The 19,114-nt window shown below is 70.4% G+C and carries 13 protein-coding genes; 3 read left to right on the plus strand and 10 right to left on the minus strand.

Going from position 1 to position 19,114, the window contains the following annotated elements:
- The first annotated feature begins 398 nt into the window (after nt 1-398).
- Nucleotides 399-4,565, plus strand: a complete 4,167-nt coding sequence (locus ACIBK3_RS22555) for a HAMP domain-containing protein (RefSeq protein ID WP_399368037.1) — start codon at nt 399-401, stop codon at nt 4,563-4,565.
- 14 nt (nt 4,566-4,579) lie between these two features.
- The gene (locus ACIBK3_RS22560) at nt 4,580-5,149 is read left to right on the plus strand and encodes a two-component system response regulator (RefSeq protein WP_399368039.1); all 570 of its coding nucleotides are present in this window, start codon (nt 4,580-4,582) and stop codon (nt 5,147-5,149) included.
- A 27-nt stretch (nt 5,150-5,176) separates the two neighbouring features.
- Here ACIBK3_RS22560 and ACIBK3_RS22565 read toward each other — a convergent pair whose 3' ends face one another.
- A complete protein-coding gene (locus tag ACIBK3_RS22565) occupies nt 5,177-7,051 on the minus strand; it encodes an AMP-dependent synthetase/ligase (protein WP_399368041.1) in 1,875 nt (624 codons plus the stop codon).
- Between the two features lie 259 nt (nt 7,052-7,310).
- Nucleotides 7,311-9,179, minus strand: coding sequence for a translation elongation factor 4 (gene lepA / locus ACIBK3_RS22570; RefSeq protein ID WP_399368043.1), 1,869 nt, complete (start codon nt 9,177-9,179; stop codon nt 7,311-7,313).
- Between the two features lie 231 nt (nt 9,180-9,410).
- Between lepA and rpsT the strand changes: the two genes are divergently transcribed.
- A complete protein-coding gene (gene rpsT / locus ACIBK3_RS22575) occupies nt 9,411-9,677 on the plus strand; it encodes a 30S ribosomal protein S20 (RefSeq protein WP_015660447.1) in 267 nt (88 codons plus the stop codon).
- Between the two features lie 195 nt (nt 9,678-9,872).
- Here rpsT and holA read toward each other — a convergent pair whose 3' ends face one another.
- From holA to ACIBK3_RS22615, 8 genes are all read right to left on the minus strand, one after another.
- A complete protein-coding gene (gene holA / locus ACIBK3_RS22580) occupies nt 9,873-10,862 on the minus strand; it encodes a DNA polymerase III subunit delta (protein ID WP_399368045.1) in 990 nt (329 codons plus the stop codon).
- 224 nt (nt 10,863-11,086) lie between these two features.
- Nucleotides 11,087-11,332, minus strand: coding sequence for a hypothetical protein (locus tag ACIBK3_RS22585; protein ID WP_399368047.1), 246 nt, complete (start codon nt 11,330-11,332; stop codon nt 11,087-11,089).
- Between the two features lie 44 nt (nt 11,333-11,376).
- The gene (locus ACIBK3_RS22590) at nt 11,377-12,258 is read right to left on the minus strand and encodes a YceI family protein (protein WP_399368049.1); all 882 of its coding nucleotides are present in this window, start codon (nt 12,256-12,258) and stop codon (nt 11,377-11,379) included.
- Between the two features lie 114 nt (nt 12,259-12,372).
- A complete protein-coding gene (locus ACIBK3_RS22595) occupies nt 12,373-13,185 on the minus strand; it encodes an arylamine N-acetyltransferase (protein ID WP_399368051.1) in 813 nt (270 codons plus the stop codon).
- Between the two features lie 4 nt (nt 13,186-13,189).
- Nucleotides 13,190-16,003: a ComEC/Rec2 family competence protein gene (locus tag ACIBK3_RS22600; protein ID WP_399368053.1), complete on the minus strand. Its 2,814-nt coding sequence runs from the start codon at nt 16,001-16,003 to the stop codon at nt 13,190-13,192.
- On the minus strand, nt 16,000-17,283 hold the full coding sequence (locus ACIBK3_RS22605) for a helix-hairpin-helix domain-containing protein (protein ID WP_399368055.1): 1,284 nt from the start codon (nt 17,281-17,283) through the stop codon (nt 16,000-16,002). The genes ACIBK3_RS22600 and ACIBK3_RS22605 overlap by 4 nt, the downstream gene beginning before the upstream one ends.
- 114 nt (nt 17,284-17,397) lie before the next feature.
- Nucleotides 17,398-18,243 (minus strand): DegV family protein, encoded by an 846-nt coding sequence (locus ACIBK3_RS22610; protein ID WP_399368057.1) that lies wholly within the window; start codon nt 18,241-18,243, stop codon nt 17,398-17,400.
- Between the two features lie 71 nt (nt 18,244-18,314).
- Complete coding sequence (locus ACIBK3_RS22615; RefSeq protein ID WP_399368059.1) at nt 18,315-19,049, minus strand: hypothetical protein; 735 nt, start codon at nt 19,047-19,049, stop codon at nt 18,315-18,317.
- Between the last annotated feature and the right edge of the window lie 65 nt (nt 19,050-19,114).

Genomic DNA, 19,114 nt, shown 5'->3' on the forward strand with positions numbered 1-19,114 from the left:
GCGGGCGGAGGCGCCGCGGTGGCCGGATGTGCGTCGGCGGGCGGAGGCGCCGCGGTGGCCGGATGTGCGTCGGCGAGAGAGGGCGCGGTGGCGGTCGGCGGTACCTCGGCGCACGGGGACGCGGCAGTGGCCGGAAGTGCCTCCGTACACGAGGGCGAGTCGGCGTGCGGGTGTTCCTCGGCGCCTGGTCGCGCGCCCCCCGGCTCGGGCGTCGGCCCGGACGCCGGCCCAGGCGCGGGCGCAGCCGTGCCGGAGGCACGGGAAACGGTCTCCCGTTGCGTCGGAATGGCCCCCATGGACAGCTCCCCGAGCGGTTCGGACGAATACGCCTCAGTCGATGCCGACAGAGTGACAGACTGGCCCCGCCCATAAGCGCCGAGTTACCGAAGTGGGCCGCCATGAGTGAGAACAGTGCTGCACATGTGCTCGAAGACGGACACAAAGATGGCCAGATTCGAGCATCCGATCTGCGCCCCCTGCTCGCCGCGATGACCGCGGCCCGCGACGGTGACTTCTCCAAGGTGCCGGAGTCGGGGCACGGTCTGACGGCCGAACTGACCGCCGTCTTCAACCAGATCATGGACCGCAGCACCCACTTCAACACCGAAGTGCAGCGCGTGAAGAGGGAGTTGGTCCGGCACGGCCGACTCGACGAACGTCTCTCCGCCAGCCCCGGCCAGGGCGCCTGGACCTCCCGGGTCAACGACGTGAACCAGGTTCTCGACGCCCTCGTGGCCCCGGCGGCGAACGCGACCCGGGTCCTGGACGCGGTGGCCGGCGGCGACCTGACCCAGCGGGTCGATCTGCACGACGGCAGCAGGCAGTTGCGCGGTGACCTGCGGCGGCTGGGCCGGGCCGTGAACAAGATGGTGGACCAGCTGTCCCTGTTCACCGGCGAGGTGACCCGGGTCGCCAGGGAGGTCGGCACCGAGGGACGGCTCGGCGGCCGGGCCAAGGCGACGGGCCTGTCGGGGAGTTGGCGGGACGTGACCGAGGCGGTCAACACGATGGCGTCCCGGCTGACGGCCCAGGTGCGTGACATCGCCCTGGTGACCACGGCGGTGGCCCGCGGCGACCTGACCCGCACGGTGACCGTCGAGGCGACCGGTGAACTGCTCGAACTGAAGCTGACGGTCAACACCATGGTGGACCAGCTCTCCGCCTTCGCCGACGAGGTCACGCGGGTGGCCCGCGAGGTCGGCACCGAGGGCCAGCTGGGCGGCCGGGCCCAGGTGCGGGGAGTGTCGGGCGTCTGGAAGGACCTCACCGACAACGTCAACTTCATGGCCTCGAACCTGACCTCGCAGGTCCGCAACATCGCCCAGGTGACGACGGCCGTCGCCAACGGCGACCTGAGCCAGAAGATCACGGTGGACGCGAAGGGCGAGATCCTGGAGCTGAAGTCCACCATCAACACGATGGTCGACCAGCTCTCCGCCTTCGCCGACGAGGTCACCCGCGTCGCCCGCGAGGTCGGCACCGAGGGCAACCTCGGCGGCCGGGCGCAGGTGCGGGGCGTGTCCGGTGTCTGGAAGGACCTCACCGACAACGTCAACTTCATGGCGGACAACCTGACCTCGCAGGTCCGCAACATCGCCCTCGTCTCCACCGCCGTGGCACAGGGCGACCTCGGCAAGAAGATCACGGTGGAGGCGAAGGGCGAGATCCTTGAACTGAAGTCCACGATCAACACGATGGTCGACCAGCTCTCCGCCTTCGCCGACGAGGTCACCCGCGTCGCCCGCGAGGTCGGCACCGAGGGCAACCTCGGCGGTCAGGCTCAGGTGCGGGGCGTGTCGGGCGTCTGGAAGGACCTCACCGACAACGTCAACTTCATGGCCCTGAACCTGACCTCCCAGGTCCGCAACATCGCCCAGGTCACCACCGCCGTCGCCAACGGCGACCTGTCCAAGAAGATCACGGTCGACGCCCGCGGCGAGATCCTCGAACTGAAGGACACCGTCAACACGATGGTGGAGCAACTGCGGGCGTTCGCCGACGAGGTGACCCGGGTGGCCCGCGAGGTCGGCACCGACGGCCGGCTCGGCGGGCGCGCCCAGGTGCTGGGCGTCTCTGGCGTCTGGCGGGACCTGACCGACAACGTCAACTACATGGCGGACAACCTCACTTCGCAGGTCCGCAACATCGCCCAGGTCGCGACCGCCGTGGCACAGGGCGACCTGTCGAAGAAGATCGACGTGGACGCCCGCGGCGAGATCCTGGAGCTGAAGACCACCATCAACACGATGGTCGACACCCTGTCCTCCTTCTCCTCCGAGGTCACGCGGGTCGCCCGCGAGGTCGGCTCCGAGGGCCAACTCGGCGGCCAGGCGCGGGTCGAGGGCGTCTACGGCACCTGGAAACGCCTGACGACGAACGTGAACGAACTCGCCCTGAACCTCACCACCCAGGTCCGCGCGATCGCCGAGGTGGCCTCCGCGGTGGCCCAGGGCGACATGTCCCGCTCCATCACGGTGGAGACGCAGGGCGAGGTCACGGAGCTGAAGGACAACATCAACCTGATGGTGGCCAACCTCCGCGAGACGACCCGCGCGAAGGACTGGCTGGAGTCCAATCTGGCCCGCCTCGCCGCGCTGATGCAGGGCCACCGCGACCTGATGGAGGTCGCCGACCTGATCCTGCGGGAGCTGACCCCGCTGGTGAACGCCCAGTACGGCGCGTTCTTCCTGGCCGACCCGGACGAGGACGGCACCTCGCTGCACACGGCCGTTCCCGCGAAGGGGCTCGCGTTCATCGCCGGATACGGCTCGGCGCAGAGCGCGACCGTCGACACGGGAGCCATGCCGGTGCACGGCCTCGTACGCCAGGCCGCCCGTGAGAAGAAGCGGATCCTGGTGGAGGAGGCCCCTCCGGACTACATCAAGATCAACAGCGGGCTGGGGGAAGCGGCCCCGACGAGCGTGGTCATCATCCCGATCCTCTTCGAGGACAAGCTCCTCGGCGTCATCGAACTCGCCTCCTTCTCCCGCTTCTCCGACGTCCACCTGGCCTTCTTCGACCAGTTCGTGAACACCATCGGCGTCGCCATCAACACGATCATCGCCAACTCCCGTACCGAGTCCCTGCTCGGCGAGTCCCAGCGTCTGGCCATGCAGCTCCAGGAACGCTCGGACGAACTCCAGAAACAGCAGGCGGAGTTGCAGCGCTCGAACGCCGAGCTGGAGGAGAAGGCGGCCCTGCTGGCCACGTCCTCCCAGTACAAGTCGGAGTTCCTGGCGAACATGTCGCACGAGCTGCGCACGCCCCTGAACTCCCTGCTGATCCTGGCCCGCCTCCTCTCGGACAACCCGGACGGCCGCCTCTCCGACCAGGAGGTCCAGTTCGCCACGACGATCCACCGCTCGGGCTCCGACCTGCTCCAGCTGATCAACGACATCCTGGACCTCTCGAAGATCGAGGCGGGCCGGATGGACGTACGCCCCAAGAGGCTCCCCCTGATCAAACTGCTCGACTACGTCCACGCCACGTTCCGCCCGCTCACCATCGACCGGGGGCTCGCCTTCGAGGTGGCGGTCGGTGAGGACGTACCGCGCGAGATGTACTCCGACGAGCAGCGACTCCAGCAGATCCTGCGCAACCTGCTCTCCAACGCGATCAAGTTCACCGCGTCGGGCCGGGTCGAACTGCGGGTGAACCGGCTGCAGGACCCCGAGCACCAATGGGGGTCCCCCCGCTCGAGCGAAGCCGAGAGTGGGGGAGTCCAGGGCAGCGACCAGGTGATCGCCTTCGCGGTGTCCGACACCGGCATCGGCATCGCCGCCGAGAAACTCCCGGTGATCTTCGAGGCGTTCCAGCAGGCCGACGGCACGACCAACCGCAAGTACGGCGGCACGGGGCTGGGACTGTCCATCAGCCGCGAGATCGCGGGCCTGCTGGGCGGCCGTATCGTCGCCGAGAGCGAACCCGGCAAGGGGTCCACCTTCACGCTGTACGTCCCCGTGGTCAGCCCCGGCCACTCGGCGACCGGCCCGACCTCCGAGGACCGGCCTGGGCCGGCGCCGGAGGAACTGTCGGCCGATCCCTACCCCGCCGCCCCCGAGGTGGACGACTCCTGGCCGGCGCCCACCAAGCTGGAGGCGTGGAAGGCGGGCCGGGCGGGCCAGGTGCTGCCCGGGCGCCAGGTACTGATCGTGGACGACGACATCCGCAACGTCTTCGCCCTCACCCACGTCCTGGGCCGCGTCGGCATGCCGGTTCTCTACGCGGAGAACGGCCGCGAGGGCATCGAGACACTGGAGCGCAACCCGGACGTCGAACTCGTCCTGATGGACATCATGATGCCGGAGATGGACGGCTACGAGACCATCGCCGCCATCCGCCGCGCCCCCCGCTGGACGGGCCTGCCCATCGTCGCGCTCACCGCGAAGGCGATGCCGGGAGACCGCGAGAAGTCCATCGCGCGGGGCGCCAACGACTACGTACCGAAGCCCGTGGACGTCGACCAGCTGCTGACCGTCGTCTGCGCCCTCCTGGACCCCGAGAGCGCGGACGACGCCCGGCACGCCGATGTCGAGGAGCCCGCGGTCCCGCCCACGGACGACTGAATGAGGCCAGTCACATGAACACTGAGGCAACGACCGACGGCGGTGCCGGGATACTCCTCGTCGACGACATGGAGGACAACCTGATCGCGCTGGAGGCCGCCCTGGGGTCCCTCAACGAACCGATCACCCGCGCCCGTTCGGGCGAGGAGGCGATGAAGGCACTGCTGCGCCGCCCGTTCGCCCTGGTCCTGCTGGACGTCCGGATGCCGGGCATGGACGGCTTCGAAACCGCCGCCAACATCAAACGCCTCGACCAGACCAAGGACGTCCCGATCATATTCCTCACCGGCGCTGACGACGACTCCGGCTACGCGTTCCGCGGCTACGCGACAGGAGCGGCGGACTACCTGACCAAGCCGTTCGATCCGTGGGTGCTACGGGCGAAGGTGAGCGTGTTCCTGGACCTGCATCGCAAGAACGTGCAACTGGAACGGTTGCTGACGCAGGAGAAATCCGACGCCGGGGAGTTGAGCGGCCGGCTGGCGGTTCTCGAGGAACAGCTGACGGACACTCCGGACGTCCCCGCCCTCCGCAAACAGGTCCAGGAGCTACGGCACCTGGTGAGCAGAGGGCGCGGAATCTGACGTCCCGGGCGGGGCTGTGCTGAGGCGCTACGCCTCCCGCGCCCCCGCGTACATCTCGTCGATGAGGTGCTTGTACTCCCGCTCCACGACCGGCCGCTTCAGCTTCAGACTCGGCGTGATCTCCCCGTGTTCCACATCGAGATCCCGGGGAAGCAGCCGGAACTTCTTGATCGTCTGCCACCGCTGCAGCCCCTCGTTGAGCTGCTTCACGTACCCCTCGACCATGGAGACGGTCGCCGGCGCCGCGACCACCTCCGCGTACGACTTCCCCTCCAGCCCGTTCTCCTTGGCCCACTCCACAATCGCGACCTCGTCCAACGCGATGAGCGCCGTGCAGAAGTTCCGGTCGGCCCCGTGCACCAGGATGTTGGACACGTACGGGCACACCGCCTTGAACTGTCCCTCGACCTCGGCGGGCGCGATGTACTTGCCGCCGGACGTCTTGATGAGGTCCTTCTTGCGGTCGGTGATCCGCAGGTACCCGTCGGGCGACAGCTCGCCGATGTCCCCGGTGTGGAACCAGCCGTCCGGCTCCAGCACCTCGGCGGTCTTCTCGGGCAGCTTGTGGTAGCCCTGCATGATGCCGGGCCCGCGCAGCAGGATCTCGCCGTCGTCGGCGATCCGCACCTCCGTGCCGGGCAGCGGCTTGCCGACCGTGCCGGTGCGGTAGGCCTCGCCCGGGTTCACGAAGGAGGCCGCCGAGGACTCCGTGAGGCCGTAGCCCTCCAGGATGTGGATGCCGGCGCCGGAGAAGAAGTAGCCGATCTCGGGCGCGAGGGCCGCCGAACCGGAGACACAGGCGCGCAGGTTGCCGCCGAACGCCTCACGGATCTTCGCGTACACCAGTGCGTCCGCGACCGTGTGCTTGGCTCCGAGCCCGAAGGGGACGGACGCCGTGCCGGTGCGCCGGAAGTTGTCCTGGGCGACCTTGGCGTACTCGCGGGCGACCTCCGCGGCCCACTGGAAGATCTTGTACTTGGCGCCGCCGCCCGCACGGGCCTTCGCGGCGACCCCGTTGTAGACCTTCTCGAAGATGCGCGGCACGGCCGCCATGTACGTCGGCTCGACGACCGGCAGATTCTCGATGATCTTGTCGACGCGCCCGTCGACGGCGGTGACGTGACCCACCTCGATCTGGCCGGAGGTCAGCACCTTGCCGAAGACGTGCGCGAGCGGCAGCCACAGGTACTGCACGTCCTCGGCGCTGATCAGCCCGGTCGCGGCGGTCGCCTTCGCCATGTACGCCCAGTTGTCGTGCGGCAGGCGCACGCCCTTGGGGCGGCCGGTCGTGCCGGAGGTGTAGATGAGGGTGGCGAGCTGGTCCTTGGTGATCGCCCCGACCCGCTCCTTGATCAGGTCGGGCTCCTTCTCCAGCCGGGCGGCGCCGCGCTTCTCCAGCTCGTCGAGGGTGAGGATCCAGTCGGCGGTCTCCACCCCGGCCGGGTCGATCACGACCACATGGGTGAGGTCGGGCAGCTCGGCCTTCTTCTCGACCGCCTTGGCCAGCTGGGCCGCGTCCTCGGCGATCAGGACCCGGCTCTCGGAGTCGGAGAGGATGAAGGCCGACTCCTCGGCGTTGGTCTGCGGGTAGACCGTGGTGGTGGCGGCGCCGGCACACATGATGCCGAGGTCGGCCAGGATCCAGTCCAGCCGGGTGGAGGAGGCGAGCGCGACGCGCTGCTCGGGCTGCACGCCCAGCTCGATCAGGCCGGCCGCGACGGCGTAGACCCGCTCGGCGGCCTGCGCCCAGCTCAGCGACTTCCAGTCGTCCGGGCCCTGACCGGAGGCCGGCGGCACGGGATAGCGGTATGCCTCCGCGTCCGGCGTTGCCGCCACGCGCTCCAGGAAGAGGGTTGCCACGCTCGGCGGACGGTTCTCGATCAGGGTCTGTGTGTCGCTCACGACATCCTCCGGGGGCCCGCGCTGCGGCTGGCTCGGTGCGGCTGGTTTCTACCCGCAAGGGGCTGTTTAACTCGCGAGTAACTAGCAGGGATCAGGGTAAGGCGCGACCGGTCCCCGCGTAAGAGCCCGCGCTCAGCGATCTGGCGAATCCCCGGATTCTTCACCTCCGAGCGGGACAGGACCGCTGCTCGCAGGCTGAGGGCCCGCCGCACTTTCACGACGGGCCCCTGTTCGCGCCTGCTTGCCGGGACGACCGCGGCTACTTCTTGCCCTTGCCGGAACCCGCGTTCTCGTCACTGCTCAGGACGGCGATGAAGGCCTCCTGCGGAACCTCCACGGAACCCACCATCTTCATCCGCTTCTTGCCTTCCTTCTGCTTCTCCAGCAGCTTCCGCTTACGGGAGATGTCACCGCCGTAACACTTGGCGAGGACGTCCTTGCGGATGGCGCGGATGGTCTCGCGGGCGATCACCCGGGAGCCGATGGCGGCCTGGATGGGCACCTCGAACGCCTGCCGCGGGATGAGCTCGCGCAGCTTGGCGACGAGCCGCACACCATAGGCGTAGGCCGCGTCCTTGTGCGTGATCGCCGAGAAGGCGTCGACCTTGTCGCCGTGCAGCAGGATGTCGACCTTGACCAGGCTGGAGGTCTGCTCGCCGGTGGGCTCGTAGTCCAGCGACGCGTACCCGCGCGTCTTCGACTTCAGCTGGTCGAAGAAGTCGAAGACGATCTCGGCGAGCGGAAGGGTGTAGCGGATCTCGACCCGGTCCTCGGAGAGGTAGTCCATGCCGAGGAGGGTGCCGCGCCGGGTCTGGCACAGCTCCATGATCGAGCCGATGAACTCGCTGGGCGCCAGGATGGTGGCGCGCACCATGGGCTCGTACACCTCACCGATCTTGCCCTCGGGGAACTCGCTCGGGTTGGTGACGACGTGCTCGGAGCCGTCCTCCATGACCACGCGGTACACCACGTTCGGCGCGGTGGCGATCAGGTCCAGTCCGAACTCGCGCTCCAGCCGCTCGCGGATCACGTCGAGGTGCAGCAGGCCCAGGAAGCCGACGCGGAAGCCGAAGCCGAGGGCGGCGGAGGTCTCCGGCTCGTAGACGAGCGCGGCGTCGTTGAGCTGGAGTTTGTCGAGGGCGTCGCGCAGCTCGGGGTAGTCGGAGCCGTCCAGCGGATACAGCCCGGAGAAGACCATGGGCTTGGGGTCCTTGTACCCGCCCAGGGCCTCGGTGGCGCCCTTGTTCAGGGTGGTGATGGTGTCACCGACCTTGGACTGGCGGACGTCCTTCACACCGGTGATGAGATAGCCCACCTCGCCGACGCCGAGGCCGTCCGCCGGGAGCATCTCGGGCGAGTTGGTGCCGATCTCCAGCAGCTCGTGCGTGGCGTTCGTGGACATCATCCGGATCCGCTCACGCTTGTTGAGCTGCCCGTCGATGACACGGACGTACGTCACGACGCCGCGGTACGAGTCGTAGACCGAGTCGAAGATCATCGCGCGGGCGGGGGCGTCCTTGACGCCGACCGGCGCCGGGACGTCCCGCACCACGCGGTCCAGCAGCGCCTCGACGCCCATGCCGGTCTTGGCGGAGACCTTGAGAACGTCCTCCGGCTGGCAGCCGATGAGGTTGGCGAGCTCCTCGGAGAACTTCTCGGGCTGCGCGGCCGGCAGGTCGATCTTGTTCAGCACCGGGACGATGGTGAGGTCGTTCTCCATCGCCAGGTAGAGGTTGGCGAGGGTCTGGGCCTCGATGCCCTGGGCGGCGTCGACGAGGAGGATCGTCCCCTCGCAGGCGGCGAGCGACCGCGAGACCTCGTACGTGAAGTCGACGTGCCCCGGGGTGTCGATCATGTTGAGGATGTGCGTGTTGCTCTTGTCATGGGTGGGAGCCCACGGCAGCCGCACGGCCTGCGACTTGATCGTGATACCGCGCTCGCGCTCGATGTCCATCCGGTCGAGGTACTGGGCGCGCATCTGCCGCTGCTCGACCACACCGGTCAGCTGGAGCATCCGGTCGGCGAGCGTGGACTTGCCGTGGTCGATGTGCGCGATGATGCAGAAGTTGCGGAGCAGCGTCGGGTCGGTACGGCTCGGCTCGGGCACATGGCTAGGGATCGCGGGCACGCAGGGTCCTGATTCTTGAGGCGTCCGCAGTGTCTGCGGTCTCGGGTCGGATCGATACGTAGCCTCCATGGTCCCACGCGCGGGCCGGTGCGACCGGTTTGGGCCACTCGGAGGCCCGCTGGTACTGTGGGTGGCTGTGTCTCATGCCCTCTCAGCGCGAGGCACACCTTCTGAAAAATCATCGGTACGGGACCCGTGCGGCCCCGTGCCAGAACCTGTAGAGGCTCATTCGTGGCGAACATCAAGTCCCAGATCAAGCGGATCAAGACCAACGAGAAGGCCCGGCTGCGCAACAAGGCCGTCAAGTCCTCCCTGAAGACCGCGATCCGCAAGGCCCGTGAGGCCGCTGCCGCCGGTGACGTCGAGAAGGCCACCGAGTACCAGCGCGCTGCCGCGCGTCAGCTCGACAAGGCCGTCTCCAAGGGCGTCATCCACAAGAACCAGGCCGCCAACAAGAAGTCGGCGCTGGCGTCGAAGGTCGCGTCCCTCAAGGGCTGAACTCCTTCCTTGATCTGACCGCCGGAGGGACTCGAGCGGGCCCTCTCTCATCCGCTCCCGTCCGGCACCCCTCGGGTCGCGCGCGGCCTGCGTTCGCCACGCGGGCGCGACCCATCAGCTCGGCATGAAGGCCCCGACGCCTCGCCCTTCCCCAGGGCGGGGGCCGGGGCCTTCGGCATGCCTGGCCGGCCGCCGTCAGGACCGGCCCCTGGAGCGAGCCGCCCTCGCGATGGCCACCACGGCCTTCTCCAGGGCGTACTCCGGGTCGTCCCCGCCGCCTTTCACCCCCGCGTCCGCCTCGGCGACGGCGCGCAGCGCGACGGCGACACCGTCCGGTGTCCAGCCCCGCATCTGCTGCCGGACCCGGTCGATCTTCCACGGCGGCATGCCCAGCTCCCTCGCGAGATCTGCCGGTCGCCCGCCCCGCGCCGACGACAGCTTGCCGATCGCCCGTACGCCCTGCGCCAGCGCACTCGTGATCATCACGGGTGCCACGCCGGTGGCCAGCGACCACCGCAGCGCCTCCAGCGCCTCCGCCGCCCGCCCTTCCACCGCACGGTCGGCGACGGTGAAGCTCGACGCCTCGGCCCGTCCCGTGTAGTACCGCCCGACGACGGCCTCGTCGATCGTCCCCTCGACATCCGCGACCAGCTGCGACACGGCGGACGCCAGCTCCCGCAGATCACTGCCGATGGAATCGACCAGCGCCTGGCATGCCTCGGGCGTCGCGGACCGTCCGAGCGCCCTGAACTCCCCCCGCACAAAGGCCAGCCGATCCGCGGGCTTCGTCATCTTCGGGCACGCCACCTCCCGCGCCCCCGCCTTGCGCGCGGCATCCAGCAGCCCCTTGCCCTTGGCCCCGCCCGCGTGCAGCAGCACCAGGGTGATCTCCTCTGCGGGCGCCCCCAGATACGCCTTCACGTCCTTGATCGTGTCGGCCGAGAGATCCTGCGCATTGCGTACGACGACGACCTTCCGCTCCGCGAAGAGCGACGGGCTCGTCAACTCGGCGAGCGTCCCTGGCTGCAACTGGTCCGAGGTCAGGTCCCGCACGTCCGTGTCCGCGTCGGCGGCCCGAGCGGCAACCACCACGTCCCGCACGGCACGGTCGAGCAGCAGGTCCTCCTGGCCCACGGCCAGTGTCACCGGAGCGAGGAGGTCGTCATGAGCAGTCTTGTTGGCCATCCCGCACAGCATCCCACGCACCACTGACAGCGAAGCCGGCCACCGAGCGGCTCAGCTATGGGCAGCTGTATCGGGGGCTGTGGGGTGCGGGCTCTCAGCTGTGGGCTGTGGGCCGGTGAAGGGGAGAGGGCTGGGCAACCCGGTGCTGGGTGCCGGTGCCGGTGCCGGGTGCCGGTGCCGGGTGCCGGTGCCGGGTGCCGGTAGCCCCCGGTCACCCGGCAGGGCTACGGCTCCTCCCGCCACCCCTCCCACTCCCCCACGAACGCATCCAGCTCGCCGGGATCCAGCCGCCCGTCCTCGTCCCGCAGGACGACCAGCCACTGCGCGTCCTCGGCATCGTCCTCACCGGCCAGCGCGTCCCGCACCAGCCGCGGTTCCTCGGCCACCGAGAACCGCTCCCCGAGCGCCGCCGCCACCTCCTCCGCGGAGTCCCGGTCGGGCAGCACCAGCACATGTCTCACATCACTCACGCAGCCATTGTCCGGCACTCCCACCGCGGACGAACTCCCCCACGTCAGCCCTTGGGCACGATCTGCACGTCCAGGTCGATCCGAATGCTCGGCCCCACCACCGCGATCCCCCGCGCCAGCATCGTCTGCCAGCTCACCGTGAAGTCGTCCCGGCGCAACTCGGTCGTGGCCCGGCACGCCGCCCGCGTCTCGCCCTCCATACCGTTGCCGAGCCCGAGGTACTCCGTGTCGAGCGTGACCGTACGCGTCACTCCGTGCAACGACAGCGCTCCTGTGACCGCCCACCGGTTGCCGCCCTTGTGCACGAACCGATCGCTGTAGAACTCCAGCGTCGGGTACTGCCGCACATCCAGGAAGTCCGCCGACCGCAGATGGTCGTCCCGCATCCGCACGTTCGTGTCGATGGACGCCGCGTCGATCAGCACATGCATCGCCGACTGCTCCACCCGGTCACCGATCCGTATCGCCCCCGCGAACGAGTTGAACCGCCCGTGGATCCGGGCCAGCCCGATGTGCCGCGCGGTGAACGCGATCGAGGAGTGCGCCGGCTCGATCTCCCAGTCCCCCGGCGCCGGCAGCTCCGGCGGCCGGGCGACCTGAAGGGTGACATCACCGAGCGAGGCGAGGGTGTTCTCCCCGACCGTCGCGGTCGCCCGGTACGGGGTGTATCCCTCCGCCGACACCGCGAGCCGGTACTCTCCCGCCGGCACCGTCGTCACGAACGACCCGAAAGGATCCATCCCCCCGCTGACCACCTTGCGCCCCATGCTGTCGCTGACCGCGAATTCGGCATGCACGACGGGCTCGTTGACCGGGTCGAGCACCCGGCAGCTGAGCACCCCGGCGCTCGGCGGGGTCCGCAGCCCCGCCAGGGGACTCGTCCGTTGCGCCCGGTTTACGGGTCTTCCCAGCCAGCGACCGATCATCTTCGACACTCCCGCGACTTGCCATCACTGTTGTCGAAGGCACATTCGACCACTGATGAGTCATTCGGGGCAACGCGGGATCACATCATGGGAAACCAGCCCGTGTGCTCGGAATCAGCCGCTCTGGTGGGGATTTCGTACAGTCGGCACACGGTCGAGTTCGACACCGAACCGTTCCCGGTAGGCCGCCAGCACCTCCTCGTCCGTGTCGATCTCCCACTCCTCCCGCTCTCCGTCGGGGCCCGTCACCTTGAAGGTGCGCCCGCTGAGGGTGATCCGTCCTCCGTCCTCCGTCAGCCGCGAACAGACCAGCGACTGCGTGAAGTGCGAATTCGGCGAGGTGCTGTGCCACCAGGCCCCGGCCACGAAGTCCCCGAGCACGCGGGGCCGCGTCTCCAGCCGGTACTGCGCCCTGTCTCCCATGACCACATCCAGATCCACCCCGTCCGGCCCCGCCGCCGCGATCCGGAACCTGCCTCCGGGATCCTCCTGCTCCCCACGCTCGCCGAGCGCCAGCGGCCGATGGCTCAGCGCCCCGAACCCGACATCGGCCAGCCACTCGTCCCCGTCCACCGTCCGCACCCGCAACGCGAGATGGTCGTACGGGATCCCGAGCCGCCCCGCCTCCCCGTGCACCCGCCCCGCGAGCAAGGTGACCTCGAAACCGAGGGCGCCGAGCAACGCCCCGAAGGCACCGTTGAGTTCGTAACAGAACCCTCCCCTCCCGGCGCCGACCACCTTGTCCAGCAGCCGCTTCTCCTCCAGCACGATCTCCTCGCCGAGATGGACCGACAGGTTCTCGAAGGGCACGGTCCGCAGATGGCGCAGCTGCAGCTCGCGCAGCAAGTCGACATGGGCGCCGGCGGGCCAAGCCGACCGCTCGACTCCCAGCCGGCGGAGATAGGCATCAACCTGTGCGGAATTCATGACCTCAGTCTCGCGCCACCCGAAGCTCCCCGCCGCCGGTACCGTCGCCGTCTCCGTATACGCCGTCTCCGCCATCTCCGGCATCGCCGCCATCTGTACCGTCACCTCCTCCGGCGCCCGCGCCCGCTACCGCGATCGCCCCGTCCCGGTCGGTCCGCAGTACCGACGCGCCCCCGGCCCGCAACGCCGCGACCGTACTCGGGGCCGGATGTCCGTACGGGTTGTCGGCACCGACTGAGATGAGGGCCAGTCGGGGAGCCACCCTTCGTATGAGCTCCGGGTCCTGGTAGGCCGACCCGTGATGGGCGACCTTGAGCACATCCACCCGCGCCAGCGCCGCACCCTCCGGCGACCGCGACAGCGCCTCCTGGGCCGGAGGTTCGAGGTCCCCGAGCAACAGGAACCTCAGCCCCGCCGACCGCACCAGCAGGGTGACACTGGCGTCGTTCGGGCTCTCCGGCTCCGGTGCCGGACCCGGGAGCGGCCACAGCACCTCCCAGGACAGCTCCCCGGTGCGTCTGCGTTCGCCGGCCGCGGCCCGCGTCACCGGAATGCGCCGGGCCGCCGCCTGCCTCCATACGAACTCGGCCTGATCCACGGGCTCCGCATAGCCTGTCGTCTCGATGGCGCCCACCGCACGTCCGCGCAGCACTCCGGGCAGCCCGGCCACGTGGTCGGCGTGGAAGTGGGTCAGTACGACCAGCGGGATCCTGGTGATCCCGAGCGCGCGCAGGCAGTGGTCGACGAGCGCCGGGTCGGGGCCGGCGTCCACCACCACCGCTGTGTCCTCGCCCGCCGCGAGCACCGTCGCGTCGCCCTGTCCCACGTCGCACATCGCCAGCCGCCAGCCCGGCGGCGGCCAGCCCGTGACCACCCTGGTCAGCGGGGGCGGCTGCACCACCACCAGCACCAGCAGCAGTCCGCACGCCCCGCACAACCAGGGATGCCCCAGCAGCCGCCGTCCGACGAGCAGGACGACCACCGTGACGAGGAGGAGCAGTCCCGCCCCCGCCCAGGTGTCCGGCCAGTCCACTCCCCCTCCGGGCAGGGCCGCCCCGGTGCGGGCGATCTCCGAGATCCACTCGGCGGGCCAACTCGCGCACCACGCCAGCGCCTTGGCCACCGGCATCGCCGCCGGTGCCGTCGCCAGCGCCGCGAAGCCCAGCACTGTGGCCGGCGCGACCGCGAGCTCCACGAGGAGGTTGCACGGCACCGCCACCAGGCTCACCCGCGCCGACAGCACGGCCACGACGGGTGCGCACAGGGCCTGCGCGGCAGCCGCGGCGGCCAGCGCCTCCGCCAGTCGCGGCGGCACCCGACGCCTGCGCAACGCGAGGCTCCAGCGGGGCGCGAGCGTGAGCAGGGCGCCGGTGGCGAGAACGGAGAGGAGGAAGCCGTAACTCCGGGCCAGCCAGGGGTCGTACAGGACAAGCAGCAGTACGGCCGTCGCCAGCGCCGGGATCAGCGATCTGCGGCGCCCGGTCGCGAGGGCGAGCAGCGCGACGGCTCCGCACGCCGCGGCCCGCAGCACGCTCGGATCCGGCCGGCACACGACGACGAACCCGAGCGTGAGCACTCCGCCGAGCACCGCGGTCGTCCGCAGCGACATCCCGAGGCGGGGCGCCAGCCCGCGCCGCTCGACGAGCTGGGCCATCCCGGGCGGCCCGAGGAGCAGGGCCAGGATGATCGTGAGGTTGCTCCCGGAGACGGCGAGAGTGTGTGCGAGGTCGGTCTCCTTGAACGCCTCGTCCAGCTCCGGAGTGATCCGCGCGGTGTCGCCGACGACCAGCCCCGGCAGCAGCGCCCGCGCGTCCGCCGACAGCCCGTCCGTGGCCTCCCGCAGCCCGGCCCGCAACCCACCCGCGAACCGCTGCGGCCCCGACGCTTCCTCCACCACCTCCGGCGCCGCCCGCCCCCGCACCCGCAACACGGCCGCGACCCGATCGCCACCCACCAGCGCGGGCGCGAGCCGCGCAGTGACTCTCACCCGCGTGGACGGCAACAGCCCCAGCCACGGCGAACGCCCCGGCCCCTCGACCACGGGATTCGTCCCGGAGCCCGCCCGATCGGAGGCGCGGCTCAAGCCCTCCGCCGTTCCTTCCGCCGCAGGCCGGCCGGCTCCCTTGACACCCGCGTCGACGAACATCAACACCGGTGTGCGTGTCACCACAGCCCTGCCGTCCGCCGCCTCGACGCGTCGCACTTCGGCGTTGATCAGCACGGACGTCTCAGTCGCGTGGTTTCCCCGGATCCGCGGCCGGGTGAGCCGAGGATCCGAGGTCACCACGACCTCCGCGGTGACCGTGGCGTACTGCCGTGCCAGCGCGGGCACCGGCCCTCGCCTCAGGTCGGCCCCGTGCAGCCCGGCGGAGACGGCGGCTGCCGCGACACACAGCAGCACGGCGGCGACCGAGACCCGCGCCCAAGTGACCGGCGCGAGTCGAACCCGCGCACCGCTCTCGGGTGCGGGGCGAACCCGCGCACCGGTCACGTGTCCGGGGCGACCACGCATGCTCGCGGTCACGAGGAGGACGCCGGCCGCGACGAGACACACGGCCACCAGGCCGGTGACCCGTTCCGGCGACGCGTTCAGCGTCAGCGCGGCCGTCGCCCAGGCCGCCAGTGCGGGCGGGACGAGCCGTAGATCCGTCGGCCCTTCCTGTCGAGGGTGGGCCGCCCCGAGCCGTTTCCCGGCGGTGGCGTGCACCACAGGGCGGGGCCCGGACGCCTCGTCCACGGGCCCGGGACCGGTTCCGGGTCCGGGCTGGGACGGCCCACCTGGGCCGTGCCGCCGGCCCGTACTCCTGCCCGTACTCATGGCCGCACGAGATTCCGCAGGTCGGCGAAGCGGCGGTCGCCGATGCCGTTGACCTCACGCAGCTCGTCCACCGAGCGGAAACCACCGTGCTGGGTGCGGTAGTCGATGATGTGCTGGGCCAGCACCGGGCCGACGCCGGGCAGGGTGTCGAGCTGGTCCACGGTGGCCGTGTTGAGGGGGACGGGAGCCGCCGGTGCCGCTCCCGCCACGGAACCGGTCGCGCCGCCGACAGCCGGACCACCGCCCGAGCCGGGCACCGAGGGAAGAGCGGGCCCGCCGACGATCACCTGTTCCCCGTCCACGAGGAATCGGGCGCGGTTGAGACTCTCGGTGTTCGTGCCGGGGCGCACTCCACCGGCCGCGCGCAATGCGTCGGCGACCCGTGAACCGGCCGGAAGCCGATGGATTCCGGGCTCGCGCACCTTGCCGCTTACGTCCACGACGATTTCCGCCGCCGTCCCCACGGCGCTCGGCGCACCGGCCGGCACGGCGAGCGCCGACTCCTCACCCCGCACCTCCTCGTCCCGCGCCTCCTCGCCGTACGACTGAGCCGCTCGCACCACCTCGGGCGCGCGGACGGATTCGGTCCGACCGGCCCAGAAGTGCTGCACGGCGAAGGCAGCGACCACGACGAGCAGCACCGTGAGCGCGAGCACACCCCGCCGCTCCAGACCGCACCGCGTCTGCAGCCACACCGGCAACCGCTCCCGCAGAGCCAACCCGACCCGCACCCGCCGCCCCACCACGGCGGCCCCGGCCCGGTCCCCCAGATCAACCTCCTTGTCATCCGCGGCGGCGGCCCCTCCCAGAATCATCCGGTCAGGGGAAGCCACGCCTTGCTCGACCATGCCGCCGCGGGAAGCCGCACCGCCTACGGCCACGCGACCTCGGGAAGCCACACCACCCACGGCCACACGCCCAGGGGGAGCCGAATCGCCCACAGCAGCCCCAGCGGGGCGCACACCCCCGCCGCCGCCATCCACACCGGCATGGACATCGGCATGGACATCGACACCGAAACCGGCACCCGCACCGGCAGCGGCATCCCGCCCCTCCCCACCCGGTGGCCCCTTCCCCGACTCCCGCCATTCCCCCGCGCGTTGGGCGAACAGGGCCTCCGCCCTGCGGCGGAGTTCCTCGGCCGAGGCATGCCGGTGCCGGATCGCGCGGCCGCGCGCGGAGTGCCGGCGGTGACGGGTGCGGGCCCGGCCGTCGGAGGCGGGCCCTCGTCCTGGCCCACTGGTTGCGTTGGTCGTCCGTGAACGTGATCGAAGTGCCATGCGCCGAGGATCGACCACATCGCCACTTCCGCGATGATCTTGGTCAATTCCAGGGGATAACCACCCGGTTGTGGATAACTCCGCCACCCACACGAGTGACCGGGCTCCACGACCTCACCGCGGCGAGACCACAACCCCCAGCAGCCCAGGCCCCGTATGCGCCCCGATCACCGCCCCGACCTCGCTCACATGCAGATCGGCGAGACCCGGAACCCGTGCTCGCAAGCGGTCGGCGAGAGCCGACGCCCGGTCGGGAGCGGCGAGATGGTGGACGGCGATGTCCACCTGCGCGCCGCCGGCCCGGTCGGCCACGATCTCCTCCAGGCGGGCGATGGCCTTCGAAGCCGTCCGTACCTTCTCCAGGGGTTCGATCCGGCCGCCCCGCAGCTGGAGCAGCGGTTTCACCGCGAGTGCGGACCCGAAGAGGGCCTGCGCCGCACCGATCCGGCCACCGCGGCGCAGAAAGTCGAGGGTGTCGACGTAGAAGTAGGCAGAGGTGCCCGCGGCCCGCTTCTCCGCCGCTGTGACCGCCTCGTCCACCGTGCCACCCGTCTCCGCCGCCTCGGCCGCGGCGAGGGCGCAGAAACCGAGGGCCATCGCGACCATCCCGGTGTCCACCACCCGCACCGGCACCGGCGCCTCGCGCGCCGCGACGACCGCCGCGTCGTGCGTGCCGGAGAGTTCGGCGGACAGGTGCAGGGAGACGATGCCGGTCGCGCCGGACTCGGCGACCTTGCGATAGGTCTCGGCGAACACCTGTGGGCTGGGGCGCGAGGTGGTGACGGGCCGTCGCTTCTGGAGGGCCTGGGCCAGGGAGCGGGTCGAGATCTCGGTGCCCTCTTCCAGCGCCTGGTCACCCAGGACCACGGTCAGAGGTACCGCGATGATGCCGTGGCGCTCCATCGTCCGTTGCGGCAGGTAGGCCGTTGAATCGGTGACGATCGCGACATGGCGGGACATGAGCTGGAGGTTACCTGGCGTAGCGCCCACGCGGCAGTCCGGCTCCTCTCACCTGGGCGTGCGTGTCCGGATCAAGTCGTGCTCTCGGGACGGGGCTTCTTCTGCCAGGGGTAGGTCGGGCGCGGGCTCGGCGGGGTGATCGCGGGCGACGCCGGCTCGTCGGCGGTGTGCGCCTGAGGTGTCTGCGGCCAGGTCTGCTGGGCTGCGTCGGCGGCGGGGGCCTGAGGCCATGGGGACGACGGGGTGGTCGCCGTGGGCTCCGACGTGGTCCAGTGCCGCAGCGCTCCGGCCTCCACGTCGATCTGTGTGCTCAGCGAGTCCAGGTCGTCGTCCGCGAAACGGCGGGCCCGGTCGCGGGCCGCCCAGCGCAGCGAGTCCGCCGACTTGGTGATGCGCTCGGTGCGCTCGCGCAGCCCGGGCAGTCGCTCGGTGAGTGTGGCACGGTCGGGCTCGGACTCCAGGCGCCTGAGGTCGGCGTCGAGTTCCTGTCCGTGTGCGCTGAGTCGCTCGAAGAGGCCGAGGGACTCCTTGAGGGACTCGTCCTCGGTCACGCCCGCGTGCAGCGCGTCCTGCGTGGCGCGCATCGAGGTGCGCAGCTTCAGCCGCAGCTGGGCGATTTCGCCGGCGGGTCCGGGCTGGGCGAAGGACTTGGCCCGCAGGGTGTGGTCCTCGACCGTGCGACGAGCCTGGGTGATGGTGCGGTCCACTCCGCGCTTGGCGGCGCCGACCACCTTCACCGTGGCATAGGCGCCGAGCGCCACGAAGAGGACGAAGAGCAGGGCGACCACTGCGAACACTGCTTCCACGAGCTCCTCCTCGGACGGGTCGGCACGCTCCGCGCCGCTCTTCAACGGTAAACGCAACAGGCAGG

The organism is Streptomyces sp. NPDC050287 (genome assembly GCF_044459385.1).
Classification (GTDB): Bacteria; Actinomycetota; Actinomycetes; order Streptomycetales; family Streptomycetaceae; genus Streptomyces.